Genomic DNA, 13,081 nt, shown 5'->3' with positions numbered 1-13,081 from the left:
GCTTGGCCTGGCTCCAGAAGTTCTCGATGCCCTTGATGTGGGCACGGCCCTGGGCATAGCCGCGGCCCTTGTACCGCCCTCCGGGCGTTGCCTGCGGCTCGATCCGCACGTGGTGGAACTCGGAGACATCGAGCACGTCGTAGCTGAAGTAGCCGTCGCTGTAGACGATCGCGTCGGGCTGCACGCGCTGGCGGATGATCGGCATCAGGGTGGTCGAGCGCAGGTTCGGGATCATCACGGCGTGCACCTGGCCGCCGCGCTTGAGCAGGCCGAACACCGGCACCTTGCCGGCAGCACCCCGGCCGCGGATGCCTTTGCGGTAGCCGCCGAAGTAGCTCGCGTCGACCTCGACCCCGCCGGCAAAGGGCTGCGCCTCTCGGGTGCGGGCGAAGATGATCTCGCGCAGCTCGCGATGGAACAGGATCGCGCCGTTGCGGTGGATGCCGACCAGCTCGGCCGCGACCCGTGCCGGCGTACCGGCCACGAAGTGCTCAAGCAGCCGCCGCTGAACCCCCAACGCCAGACGGCTCCGACGACGCTCAACCATCTGACCAACCCAGCCTTTCACCGCTTAGCCAGGTCAGCCCCAAGCCTTTAGGCGCGCCTTCCTCTCACGGCGTCCGCGGTCCGGCGCGACGCGCCCGCGAACCCAGGGTAACGCGGCGTCACGTCAGAACCGGTCGTGCATCGCGCCCCGCTCAGCCGGAAGGGCAGAGCGCCCGCAGCGCCGCAGCGCTCGCGGCATCGGCGGGCAGGAAGGTCTCGAGCGCCAGTTCGGCGAGGGTGACGTCGAGCGGCGTGCCGAACACGGTGGTGGTGCTGATCAGCGACAGCTCCGCCTCGCCGACCGCGAGCCGGAGCGGCACCGCGACCGCAGGCGTGGCGGGCGCACCCGACAGGGGCGCCGGTGCGGGGTAGGACGCGAGCTCGTCGCGCAGCGTGGCGAGCACGGGATCGGCGGTCGCTGCCACCTGGCGGGCGAGGCGCGCGAGCACGTGATCGCGCCATTCGGCGAGATTGCGGATGCGCGGCGCGAGACCCTCGGCGTGAAGGCTGATCCGCAGCGCGTTCGCGGGCGGGGCGAGCAGCGCGGGCGCGACACCCTCCAGCAGCGGTGCGACCGCGCGGTTGGTGGCGAGGATGGTCCAGTGGCGATCGACCGCGAGGGCGGGGAACGGTTCGTGCGCGGCGAGCAGGGTGCGCACCGCCGCCATCGCCGGGCCGAGCGCGGGGTCGTCGAGGCCGCGCTGCGGGAACACGGGGGCGAAGCCGGCCGCCATCAGCAGCACGTTGCGTTCGCGCAGCGGCACGTCGAGGTGGTCGCAGAGGTGCAGCACCATGTCGCGGCTCGGCCGGGCGCGGCCGGTTTCGAGGTAGCTGAGGTGGCGCGTGGAGATGCGCGCCTCGGTCGCGAGCGCGAGCTGGCTCAGGTGGCGGCGGCTGCGCCAGTCGCGCAGCAGCGCGCCGATCGTGGGTGTCGTCTGTCGCATGGGCGGAGGCTAGTGCCGGCGCGAGGCGGTTTCGATGACCTGCGAGGTTATCGCCTTGTCGCCCCCATCGCCGTCAGGGTGCGTCGGTCGCGCGGTCCGTGGTGGATCGCACCGGAGCACGGAGAAGCACGATGACGGATCAGAACGAGGCGATCGGCCGGGCGGCGGGCGGGACCGCGCTACCGTCGCTGCGCGCGGCGCTGGCGCTGGATGCCGCGGCGAGCGGGGCGGCAGGCGTGGTGATGCTGGCGGGTGCGGGGATGCTGGCACCGCTGCTCGGCCTGCCGGCGACGCTGCTGACGGTGGCGGGCGCGGCGCTGCTGCCCTTCGCGCTCGCGGTCGGGCTGCTCGCGCGCCAGGCTCCACCGCGCGGCCTCGCCTGGGCGGTGGTGGCGGTGAACGAGGCGTGGGTGGTCGCGAGCGTGGTGCTGCTGCTCGGCCCGTGGGTCGCGCCGACGGCGCTCGGCGTGGCCTTCGTGCTGGCGCAGGCCGGCATCGTCGCTGTGTTCGCGCTGCTCCAGGCGCAGGCGCTCAGGCGCGGCGGCTGATCACGCAACCCGGGCCGGCGCCCGCGCCGGCCCGGACCCGGTCACGCCGGCACGGTCTCCGTCTCGAAGCACTCGATCACGTCGCCCTCGCGGATGTCGTTGTAGTTCGCGAAGGCCATGCCGCACTCGTAACCCTTCGCCACCTCGCGCACGTCGTCCTTGAAGCGCTTGAGCTGGCTGAGCTCGCCCGTGTGGATCACCACGTTGTCGCGCAACAGCCGCACCCCCGCGCCGCGCTTCACCACGCCGTCCGTCACCATGCAGCCCGCCACCTTGCCGACCTTGGTGATGTCGAACACCTTGCGGATCTGGGCATAGCCCAGGAACTTCTCGCGGTGCTTGGGCGCGAGCTTGCCCTTCACCAGGTTCTCGATGTCGTCGGCGACGTCGTAGATGATTGAGTAGTAGCGGATATCCACCCCGTCGCGCTGCGCGAGATCGCGCGCCTGGCTGGTCGCGCGCACGTTGAACGCGACGATCACCGCATCCGACGCCTTGGCGAGCTGCACGTCGGACTCGGTGATCTGGCCGACCGCCGTGTGCAGCACGCGCACGCGCACCTCGTCATTGCCGAGCTTCTGCACGGTGGCCTGGATCGCCTCCGCCGAACCCTGCACGTCGGCCTTGATGACGACCGCGACTTCCTTCTGCTCGCCGGCCTGGATGCGTGCGAGCATCTGGTCGAGCGTGCCGCGCGCGGCGACCGAGCCGGCGGCCGCCTTCTCGCGCAGCTTGCGCTGGCGGAACTCGCTGATCTCGCGCGCGCGCCCCTCGTTCTCGACCGCGACGAACGGCTCGCCCGCGGACGGCACGCCGGCGAGGCCGAGGATCTCGACCGGCATCGACGGCAGGGCCTCCTTCAACTGGCGCGCCTTGTCGTCCAGCATCGCGCGCACGCGGCCCCACTCGGCGCCCGCGACGACGATGTCGCCCTGGCGCAGCGTGCCCTTCTGCACGAGCACGGTCGCGACCGGGCCGCGGCCGCGATCGAGCTTGCTCTCGATCACCGTGCCCTCGGCCGCGCGGTTCGGGTTCGCCTTCAGGTCCAGGATCTCGGCCTGGAGCAGGATCGCCTCCTCCAGCTTGTCGAGATTGGTCTTCTTCAGCGCCGAGACCTCGACATCGATGGTCTCGCCGCCCATCGATTCGACCACCACCTCGTGCTGGAGCAGTTCGGTGCGCACGCGCTCGGGCTTCGCGTCCGGCTTGTCGATCTTGTTGATCGCCACGATGATCGGCGCGTTCGCCGCGCGCGCGTGGCGGATCGCCTCCACCGTCTGCGGCATCACGCCGTCATCGGCGGCCACCACCAGCACGACGATGTCGGTGACGGACGCGCCGCGCGCGCGCATCGCCGTGAACGCCTCGTGGCCGGGCGTATCGATGAAGGTGATCTTCTGCCCCGAGGGCAGCTCGACCTGATAGGCGCCGATATGCTGGGTGATGCCGCCCGCCTCGCCGGCGGCGACATCGGTCTGGCGCAGCGCATCGAGCAGGCTGGTCTTGCCGTGATCCACATGGCCCATCACGGTGACCACCGGCGGACGGGGCTTCAGGTCGGCCTCGGCATCGGCCACCCCTTCCAGCCCGAGCTCGACATCGCTCTCGCTCACGCGCTTCGGCTTGTGCCCGAGTTCCGTGACGACCAGCTCCGCCGTGTCCGCGTCCAGGCTCTGCGTGATGGTCGCCATCACGCCCATGCGCATCAGCACCTTGATCACGTCCGCGCCGCGGATCGCCATGCGCGCGGCGAGATCCTGCACGGTGATCGCCTCGGGAATCACCACCTCGCGCACCACGCGGCTGCCTTCGGCGCGCAGCCGCTCGCGCTCGGCCTGCTGGCGCTCGCGCTCGCGCTGGCGGCGGAACGAGGCGAGGCTGCGCACGCGCTCGTCCTCGTCGCTCAGCGCTGCGGCGACGTTGACGCGGCCGGCGCGGCGGTCGCGGTCGGGCAGGCCCTTCTTGGCCGGCGCAAGCGCGGGCTTCTTGGGCGCGCCGGACGCGCCACCGGGCCGGCGCGCGGGCCGCGCCTCGTCCTCCTCCTCGGCGCCGCGCAGGCGCAGCGTGTCGGGGCGCGCGGCCGGGGGGGCGGCGGGCGCCGGGGCGGCGGCACGGCTGCGGGCATCGGCGCGCTCGGCCGCAGCCTCGGCGCGCCGCTTGACCTCGACATCCTCGAGCTTGCGCCTGGCCTCCTCCTCGGCGCGGCGCTTGGCCTCCTCCTCGGCGCGGCGCTTCGCCTCGGCCTCGGCGGCGAGCCGGGCCTCCTCCTCGGCCTTGCGCCGCTCCTCCTCCTCGGCCTTGCGGCGCGCCTCCTCGGCGGCGGAGAGCACCGAGATCGACTGCGCCTCGGCCTCGCGGCGACGCTGCTCGCGCATCTCCTCCTCGAGCGCGCGCTGGCGGGCGGCGCGCTCCTCGGTCGTGAGCTGGCGCGGCGCGGCCGGCCGGGGCTGCGGGGCGCGCGCGGGGCCGGCGGGAGCGGGCGCGGCCGGCGCGGCCGCGGCAGGGGCGGGCTTCGCCGCTGCGGCACCAGGCGCCGCCACGCGCTTCTTCACCACCTCGACCTGCACGACCTTGCTGCGGCCATGCGGGAACTGCTGGCGCACGCTGCCGGCGTCGACGGTCTTGCCGAGCTCCAGGCGGCCGCGGCCGAGCGACAGCCGCCCCTTGCCCTGTTCCTGCTCGTTCGTTTCGTTCATCCGATCAGCCGGTCCTGTTCCCGTCATCCGTTGCCTGCGTCCCGCCACGCACACCGGCGAGCCGCATCGCCTCCGCCGCGATCGCCTGGGCCAACCGCCCCGGCGCCACCGCGACATGCACCACATGGTCACGCGCGAACACGGCCCCGAGTTCGGCGGCCGTCAGCGGCGCCACCACCGGCACCGAACTCCCCGACAGCAGCTTGCGCCGACCGTCCGGGGCGCCGTCGCGCGCCTCCACCACCAGCCCCGCCCGGCCGGATGCGACCCAGTCACGGGCCACCACGAACCCGGCCACCGCCTGCCCCGCGCGCCGCGCCAGACCCAGCAGTTCCGCCACCCGCCGCTCGAGCCCGGCGATCAGGCGGGGCCGCAGATCCTCCGGGAGCGTCACCCGTGCCTTCGCCGCGCGCGCGAAGGCCTGTGCGAGCCTGCGGTCTTCTAGCACAGACCCTTGCGCGCTCAACCATAGTCCCCGTCCGGGCAGCCGTGCGGCGAGGTCGGGCACCACCTGCCCGTCCGGCCCGACCACGAAGCGGATCATCGCCTCCTTGGCCTGGCGCGCGCCGGTCAGCACGCAGCGCCGGGTCGGCCCGGTCTCGGGCTCCTCCGGCGCGGCGGGGCCGTGGGCGGCGAGCATGGTCGTGGCGCGATCCTCCGCTCAGCCCTGCGCCGGCTTCGCGGCCGCGTCCTCGCCCTCGAACCAGTGGGCGCGCGCGGCCATGATCACGGCGTTGGCGGTCTCCTCGTCCATCGCTTCCGAGCCCAGGATCTCGATCAGCTCGTCGGACGCGAGATCGGCCAGATCGTCGAGCGTCTTCACGCCCTTCTCGCCGAGGGCGACGAGCTGCGCCGGCGTGAAGGGATGGGCGGCGGCGACCTCGTCGGTCACGCCGAGCGCGCGGTACTTCTCGGTCAGCTCCGCATCGCGCTTGGAGACGAACTCCTCGGCGCGGCGCTTCAGCTCGGCGGCGATGTCCTCGTCGAAGCCCTCGATCGCGGCGAGCTCCTCGAGCGGCACCATCACCAGATCCTCGACCGAGACGAAGCCCTCGGTGACCAGCAGCCCGGCGATCACGTCGTCCACGTCCAGCGCCTCGACGAACAGGGCGGAGCGGCGCTTGAACTCCTCCTGCCGCCGCTCGGACTCCTCGGCCTCGGTCAGGATGTCGATGTCCCAGCGCGTGAGCTGGCTCGCGAGGCGGACGTTCTGGCCGCGCCGCCCGATCGCGAGGCTGAGCTGATCGTCGGGCACCACCACCTCGATGCGGCGGTTCTCCTCGTCGAGCACGACCTTCGACACCTCGGCCGGGGCGAGCGCGTTGACGACGAAGGTCGCCGGATCGGCCGACCAGGGGATGATGTCGATCTTCTCGCCCTGGAGCTCCTGCACCACGGCCTGCACGCGGCTGCCGCGCATGCCGACACAGGCGCCGACCGGGTCGATCGAGGAATCGTGGCTGATCACCGCCATCTTCGCGCGGCTGCCCGGATCGCGCGCGACCGCCTTGATCTCGATGATGCCGTCGTAGATCTCGGGCACCTCCTGCGCGAACAGCCGGGCGAGGAAGTTCGGATGGGTGCGGGAGAGGAAGATCTGCGGCCCGCGCGTCTCCTCGCGCACGTCGTAGATGTAGGCGCGCACGCGGTCGCCGTTGCGGTAGCTCTCGCGCGGGATCAGCTCGTCACGCCGCAGCAGCGCCTCGGCCCGGCCGAGATCGACCATCAGGTTGCCGTACTCGGTGCGCTTGACGATGCCGTTGACGATCTCGCCGACGCGGTCCTTGTACTCGTTGTACTGGCGCTTCCTTTCGTACTCGCGCACGCGCTGCACGATCACCTGCTTGGCGGTCTGCGCGGCGATGCGGCCGAAATCGATCGGCGGCAGCGGGTCGACGATGAACTCGCCCACGGTGATGCCGGGGCGGATCCTCTGCGCGATCGAGATCGGCATCTGCGTCGATTCGTTCTCGACCGCGCCGTCCTCGACCACCTCGGTCCAGCGGCTGAGCTTCACCTCGCCCGTCTTGCGGTCGATCGTGGCGCGGATGTCCTTCTCGTGGCCGTACTTGGCGCGGCCGGCCTTCTGGATCGCCTGCTCCATCGCTTCGAGCACTTCCTCGCGGTCGATCGTCTTCTCGCGCGCGACCGCGTCGGCGACCTGGAGCAGTTCGGGGCGGGCGATGGCGATGTCCATGGATCCCTCGGATGGTCAGGTGGTGGCCGGCTTCGGCCGGCTGGCGTCGATCAGGGCGTCGGTGAGCACGAGCCTCGCGGAGCGGATGTCGGCGAGCGGCAGCGCGACCTCGGTGCCGTCGTCGAGCCGGAGCCGCGCGGCCCCGCCCGCTTCGGCGCCGAGCGCGATGCCGGAGAAGCGCTTGCGCCCCTCGACCGGCAGGATCATCTCGACGCGCGCGAGATGGCCGGCGAAGCGGTTCCAGTCCTTCGCGCGCGTGAGCGGCCGGTCGATCCCGGGCGAGGACACTTCCAGCACATAGGCCGAGCGGATCGGGTCCTCGACATCGAGGATCGCCGAGACCTGGTGGCTGATGGTCTCGCAGTCCTCGACCGTGATCGGCGCCTCGTCGGCGCGGTCGGCCATGATCTGCAGCGTCGGGCGCTCCTTGCCGCTCAGCCGCACGCGCACGAGCTCGTAGCCCATCGCTTCGAGCGAGGGCGCGATCAGGGCGGCGACCTTGGCCTCGACGCCGTCGTGGCGTGGGGTGTCGTTCAAAATCAAAAAGGCGGCCCCGTTTCCGAGGCCACCCTCCATCAGTCCGGCAGGTGTTGTCGGGGAGATACGCCGGAGCCCCGGGATTTGCAAGGGCCGGCAGGCGCGGCCGGAGCGGCGCCCGGCCGGGCCGGCGTGATCGTTGGCGTCCCGTACGGGATTCGAACCCGTGTTGCGGCCTTGAAAGGGCCGAGTCCTAGGCCTCTAGACGAACGGGACCCGCGCGGGGGTTAGCCCGAGGCGCGGCACGACGCAAGCGAAGGTCACGCAGGCGCGGCGTCCACCACCTGCAAGGAGGCCGCGCCGTTGCCGCGGAAATGGTCCTCGCGCAGCACGCCGGCAAGCGTCACCGGCCGGCCGAGCGCGCCCGCGAGCCCCTGCCCCAGCGCGGCACCGGCGGCGCGGAAGGCGATCGCGTTGAGCCGCCCGCCCCCCTCGCCTTCCAGCGCGAGCCGGAGATGCGCCCCGCCCGCGCCCACCGCGCCGGCATGGGCGAGCCGGCCGCTGAGCGCGAAGACCGGCTCGGCATTGCCCGCGCCGAACGGGCCGAGCCGGCCGATCGCGCGGGCGAGCTCCGCCGTCGCGCCCTCGACCGTGACGCTGCCGTCGAGCTCCAGCGCCTCCGGACCGCTCGCCGCGCCGTCGCAGGCCGCGCAGAGCGCCTCGTGCAGCGCGCCGAGCCGATCGGCCGGCAGGGTCACGCCGGCCGCCATCGCGTGCCCGCCCGCCTTGATTGCGATGCCCGACGCGACCGCCGCGCGCACGGCATCCCCCAGATGCACGCCCGCCACCGACCGCCCCGAGCCGGTCGCGATGCCGCTCGCCACGCCGAGCACGAAGGCGGGGCGCGCGAAACGCTCCTTCAACCGCCCGGCGACGATGCCGACGACGCCCGGGTGCCAGCCCTCGCCGGCGACCAGGATCACGCATCGGCCTTCGGCAGCCTGTCGTTCTGCTATCGCAACGACCGCATCCAGCACGCCCGCCTCGATCCGCTGCCGCTCGCGGTTCAACGCATCGAGGCGCTGCGCGAGCGCCTCCGCCTCGGCCGGCTCGTCGCTCAGCAGCAGGCGGATCCCGAGATCGGCGTCGCCGATCCGCCCCGCGGCGTTCAGCCTGGGGGCGAGCGCGAAGCCGATCGCCTCGGCATCGGGCGCGCGCGCGACCCCGGCGACGCGCAGCAGCGCGGCGATCCCGGCGCGCGGGCGCGTTCCCATCAGCGCGAGCCCCTGGGCGACGAAGGCGCGGTTCACGCCGATCAGCTGCACCACATCCGCCACCGTGGCGAGGGCGACGAGATCGACCAGGTCGAGCAGACCCGCGGCATCGAGCGCGCGCGGCCAGCCCGCCGCGCGCAGCACGCGGTTGGTCGCCACGGCGGCGAGGAAGGCGAGGCCGGCGGCGCAGAGGTGATCGAGCCCCGCGGCCCTGTCCAGCGTGGGATTCACATGCGCAACAGCCGCCTCCGGCGCGCGCTCGACGCGGTGGTGGTCGAGCACCAGCACGTCGGCGCGCGGCGCGATGTCGGCGATCGGCTCGGGTGCCGCCGAGCCGCAATCGACGCACAGGATCACCCGCGCGCCGGCATCGGCAAGCGCGCGGAAGGCCGCGACATTCGGGCCGTAGCCGTCGCGCAGCCGGTTCGGCACCGCATGCACCGCACGCCCCCCGACCGCTTCGATGAAGCGCCGCATCAGCGCCGTGGCAGCGGTGCCGTCCACGTCGTAGTCGCCGAACACCGCCACCGTCTCGCCGCGCCGGACGGCATCCGCCAGTCGCAGCGCCAGCGCGTCCATGCCCGCGAGCACCGACGGATCGGGCAGCCAGTCGCGCAGCCGCGGCGTCAGGTGACGGTCGAGCTCCGCGAGCGCGATGCCGCGCGCGGCGATCAGGCGGGCGAGCGGCTCCGGCAGTCCGTGCGCCTGGGCGATCCGCAGGGCGGCGCGCGTGTCGCAGGCGCGCGCGGTCCAGCGCCGCCCCGTGAACGAGAGCGCCGGCGCTGCGGCGGTCAGGCCGCCATCCACGACTTGCGCGTGAAGTTGTGGTGCGCCTCGATGTAGCGGACCGTCCCGGACTTGGACCGCATCACGAGCGAATGCGTCGTCGCGCCGGCGCCGAAGCGCCGCACGCCGCGCAGCATCGCGCCGTTGGTGACGCCGGTCGCGGCGAACATCACGTCGCCCTTGGCCATCTCCTCGGTCGAGTACTTGCGGTTGAGATCCGTGATGCCCCACTTGGCGGCGCGCTTCTTCTCCTCGTCGTTGCGGAACAGCAGACGCCCCTGGATCTGCCCGCCGATGCAGCGCAACGCCGCCGCCGCCAGCACGCCCTCCGGCGCCCCGCCCGAGCCCATGTACATGTCGATTCCGCTCTCGGGCTGGCTGGTCGCGATCACGCCCGAGACGTCGCCGTCGCTGATCAGCATGATCCGCGCGCCCGCGCCGCGCACGGCCTTGATCAGCTCGGCGTGGCGCGGTCGGTCGAGGATGCAGACGACGAGGTCCGAGACCTCCATCTTCTTCGCGCGCGCCACCGCCTTCAGGTTCGCCTCCGGCGTCTCGTCGAGATCGACGAGGTCGTCCGGCAGCCCGCCGCCGACGGCGATCTTGTCCATGTACACGTCGGGCGCGTTGAGGAAGTTGCCGGCCTCGGCCAGCGCCACCACCGAGAGCGCGTTGTTGCCGCCCTTCGCGGTGATCGTCGTGCCCTCGAGCGGATCGAGCGCGATGTCGGCCTTCATGCCGCCCGAGCCGACCTTCTCGCCGATATACAGCATCGGCGCCTCGTCGCGCTCGCCCTCGCCGATCACCACCGTGCCGTCGATCGCGACCGTGTCGAAGGCGTGGCGCATCGCATCGACCGCCGCCTGATCGGCCGCCTTCTCGTCGCCGCGCCCCATCAGCCGCGACGCCGCCAGGGCCGCCGCCTCGGTGACGCGCACCAGTTCGAGCGCCAGGTTGCGGTCGATGTGCCGCGCATCCGGCCCCTCGCCGCCGGCGGCGAACACGCGGGGTGCCTCTGCCTTCTTCGCCATGTCTCCTCCACACCCTCGCAGGGCTACAACGTTTCGATCCGGATCATGGTCGGCGGTTCCACCACCGATCCGAGCGTGGCGATCCGCGCGAGGGCCGCGGACAGCGCCGCCTCCTCGCAGGGATGCGTGGTCAGCACCACCGGCACCGTCTCGTCCGGCGCGCGGCCGCGCTGGATCATGCTCTCCAGGCTGACGACGTGGTCGCGCAGCACGGCCGAGACGTCCGCGATCACGCCGGGCCGGTCCACCACCATCAGCCGCAGATAGGCCGCACCGACCCGGCGCGCGATCGGCACCGCGGGCTCGGCCGAGAGGTGGTGCGCGGCCATGCCGAAGGGCGGCGTGTGCCGGCCGCGCGCGATGTCGATCAGATCGGCCACCACGGCCGAGGCCGTGGGGCCGGCGCCGGCGCCGCGACCCTCCAGCATCACGCGACCGACGTGATCGCCCTCGACCATCACGGCGTTGAACACGCCGTCCACATGCGCGAGCGGTGAGGCGGACGGCACCATCACGGGATGGACGCGGGCCGAGATGCCGCCATTGTGGCGCTCGGCGATGCCGACCAGGCGGATGACGAAATCGAGCTCCTTCGCGAATCCGATGTCGAGCGCGGAGACGTGCCGGATGCCCTCGACATGCACCGAGGCGAAATCCACCGGCCGGCCGAAGGCGAGCGCGACCAGGATCGCGAGCTTGTGCGCCGCATCGATGCCGTCGATGTCGAAGGCCGGGTCGGCCTCGGCGTAGCCATGCGCCTGCGCCTCGGCGAGCACGTCGGCGAAGGCGCGGCCGGTGTCGCGCATCGTCGTCAGGATGTAGTTGCAGGTGCCGTTCAGGATGCCGGCGACGCGGGTGATGCGGTTCGCCGCCAGACCCTCGCGCAACGCCTTGATCGCCGGGATGCCGCCCGCGACCGCAGCCTCGAAGGCGAGCGGGGTCGCGGCATCCTCGGCCGCGGCGGCGAGCTCGGCGCCGTGCAGCGCGAGCATCGCCTTGTTCGCGGTGACGACCGGCTTGTGCGCGGCGAGCGCGGCCTCGACGGTCGCGCGCGCGATCCCGTCCGCCCCGCCGATCACCTCGACCACCACATCGACGCCCGGATCGCGCGCGAGCGCGACCGCATCGTCGAACCACCGCAGGCCGTCGAGCGACACGCCGCGATCGCGCGCCCGGTCGCGCGCGGCCACCGCCACCGGAGCGATCGGACGGCCGGCGCGCGCGGCGATCAGATCGGCGTTCTCGCGCAGAAGCCGGAGCGTTCCCGCGCCGACCGTGCCCAGGCCGGCGAGCCCCACCCGCAACGCTGTGCTGTTCATGCGGCGTCCTCGACCCCCGCGGCCAATCCGGGCGCGTTCGAGCCTTGCAGGAACTGCCGGATCGCCCGGCAGGCCTGGCGGATGCGATGCGTGTTCTCGACCAGCGCGATCCGCACATGCCCGTCGCCGTGCTCGCCGAAGCCCACGCCGGGGCTCACCGCGACCTTGGCGCGCTCCAGCAGCAGCTTGGAGAATTCGAGGCTGCCGAGCGGGCGGAACCGTTCCGGGATGGGCGCCCAGGCGAACATCGAGGCGGCGGGCGGCGGCACGTCCCAGCCCGCGGCGGCCAGCCCGCGCAGCAGCACCTCGCGGCGCTCGGCGTAGAGGGCGCGCACCTGATCGACGCAGTCCTGCGGGCCGTTCAGCGCCGCGACCGCGGCGACCTGGATCGGCGTGAAGGCGCCGTAGTCGAGATACGATTTGACCCGCGCCAGGGCGGCGATCAGCCGCGCGTTGCCGGCGGCGAAGCCGATGCGCCAGCCCGCCATCGAGTAGGTCTTGGACATCGAGGTGAATTCGACCGCGATCTCCTTCGCCCCCGGCACCGCGAGGATCGAGGGGGGCGGGTCGCCCTCGAAGTAGATCTCGGCATAGGCGAGATCGGAGATGACGAACACCTCGTGCCGGCGCGCGAAGGCGACCACCTCCTTGTAGAAGTCGAGGCTCGCGGTCAGCGCGGTCGGGTTCGAGGGGAAGTTGACGATCAGCGCGGTCGGTTTCGGCACCGAATGGATCACCGCGCGGTCGAGCGCGCGCAGCATCTCCTCGCCCGGCTCGTGCGGCACCGAGCGCACGGCGGCGCCCGCGATCACGAAGCCGAACTGGTGGATCGGATAGGACGGGTTCGGCACCAGGATCACGTCGCCCGGCGAGGTGATCGCCTGCGCCAGGTTGGCGAGCCCCTCCTTCGAGCCGAGCGTGACGCAGATCTCGGTCTCGGGATCGAGCCCGACGCCGAAGCGGCGGGCGTAGTAGCCGGCGACCGCGCGGCGCAGTCCGGGGATGCCCTTGGAGACCGAGTAGCGATGCGTGCGCGGATCGGCGACCGCCTCGGTCAGCTTCGCCACCACATGCGCGGGCGCGCCCGTGTCGGGGTTGCCCATGCCGAGATCGATCACATCCTCGCCGCGCGCGCGCGCCGCCGCCTTCAGCCGGTTCACCTCGGCGAAGACGTAAGGCGGCAGGCGTCGGATGCGGTGGAACTCGGAAGGCGCGGCTGACATTCGGCGGGTCCGGGCGATGGCGTGGGGCGGCTTAGGCGCA

11 protein-coding genes and 1 tRNA gene are annotated in these 13,081 nt (G+C 72.7%); 1 reads left to right on the top strand and 11 read right to left on the bottom strand.

Annotated elements, in window-relative coordinates; genetic code table 11:
• Together F563_RS0112395 and F563_RS0112390 are read right to left on the bottom strand one after the other, a co-directional pair.
• The coding region (locus tag F563_RS0112395) for an IS1595 family transposase (RefSeq protein WP_035575190.1) at positions 1 to 547 on the bottom strand (547 nt) is incomplete at its 3' end.
• 151 nt (positions 548 to 698) lie between these two features.
• Entirely contained in the window at positions 699 to 1,490 is a 792-nt protein-coding gene (locus F563_RS0112390; RefSeq protein WP_019014997.1) for a helix-turn-helix domain-containing protein, read from the bottom strand.
• A 131-nt stretch (positions 1,491 to 1,621) separates the two neighbouring features.
• Between F563_RS0112390 and F563_RS0112385 the strand changes: the two genes are divergently transcribed.
• Positions 1,622 to 2,038: a hypothetical protein gene (locus tag F563_RS0112385; RefSeq protein ID WP_019014996.1), complete on the top strand. Its 417-nt coding sequence runs from the start codon at positions 1,622 to 1,624 to the stop codon at positions 2,036 to 2,038.
• A gap of 41 nt (positions 2,039 to 2,079) precedes the next feature.
• Here the strand turns inward: F563_RS0112385 and infB are convergent, their stop codons facing one another.
• The 9 genes from infB to F563_RS0112340 form a co-directional block, all read right to left on the bottom strand.
• A complete protein-coding gene (gene infB / locus F563_RS0112380) occupies positions 2,080 to 4,734 on the bottom strand; it encodes a translation initiation factor IF-2 (RefSeq protein ID WP_019014995.1) in 2,655 nt (884 codons plus the stop codon).
• Positions 4,735 to 4,738: 4 nt separating this feature from the next.
• Positions 4,739 to 5,374, bottom strand: a complete 636-nt coding sequence (locus F563_RS0112375; RefSeq protein ID WP_019014994.1) for an RNA-binding protein — start codon at positions 5,372 to 5,374, stop codon at positions 4,739 to 4,741.
• 21 nt (positions 5,375 to 5,395) lie between these two features.
• Positions 5,396 to 6,931, bottom strand: a complete 1,536-nt coding sequence (nusA, locus tag F563_RS0112370; protein WP_019014993.1) for a transcription termination factor NusA — start codon at positions 6,929 to 6,931, stop codon at positions 5,396 to 5,398.
• Positions 6,932 to 6,946: 15 nt separating this feature from the next.
• Positions 6,947 to 7,507 (bottom strand): ribosome maturation factor RimP, encoded by a 561-nt coding sequence (gene rimP / locus F563_RS0112365; protein WP_051089379.1) that lies wholly within the window; start codon positions 7,505 to 7,507, stop codon positions 6,947 to 6,949.
• Between the two features lie 101 nt (positions 7,508 to 7,608).
• Positions 7,609 to 7,684: transfer RNA gene (locus F563_RS0112360), tRNA-Glu, on the bottom strand.
• Positions 7,685 to 7,728: 44 nt separating this feature from the next.
• On the bottom strand, positions 7,729 to 9,489 hold the full coding sequence (gene recJ, locus F563_RS0112355) for a single-stranded-DNA-specific exonuclease RecJ (protein ID WP_019014991.1): 1,761 nt from the start codon (positions 9,487 to 9,489) through the stop codon (positions 7,729 to 7,731).
• Positions 9,474 to 10,499: a class II fructose-bisphosphatase gene (glpX, locus tag F563_RS0112350; protein ID WP_019014990.1), complete on the bottom strand. Its 1,026-nt coding sequence runs from the start codon at positions 10,497 to 10,499 to the stop codon at positions 9,474 to 9,476. The genes recJ and glpX overlap by 16 nt, the downstream gene beginning before the upstream one ends.
• Before the next feature lie 23 nt (positions 10,500 to 10,522).
• Positions 10,523 to 11,818, bottom strand: a complete 1,296-nt coding sequence (locus tag F563_RS0112345; RefSeq protein ID WP_019014989.1) for a homoserine dehydrogenase — start codon at positions 11,816 to 11,818, stop codon at positions 10,523 to 10,525.
• On the bottom strand, positions 11,815 to 13,041 hold the full coding sequence (locus tag F563_RS0112340) for an LL-diaminopimelate aminotransferase (RefSeq protein WP_019014988.1): 1,227 nt from the start codon (positions 13,039 to 13,041) through the stop codon (positions 11,815 to 11,817). Before F563_RS0112340 ends, F563_RS0112345 begins: the two co-directional genes overlap by 4 nt.
• Positions 13,042 to 13,081 lie beyond the last annotated feature (40 nt).

It is taken from the genome of Elioraea tepidiphila DSM 17972 (genome assembly GCF_000378465.1).
GTDB lineage: Bacteria > Pseudomonadota > Alphaproteobacteria > Acetobacterales > Acetobacteraceae > Elioraea > Elioraea tepidiphila.
Note: the sequence above shows the minus strand (reverse complement) of the source record. Positions and strands in the feature narration are given on the sequence as shown.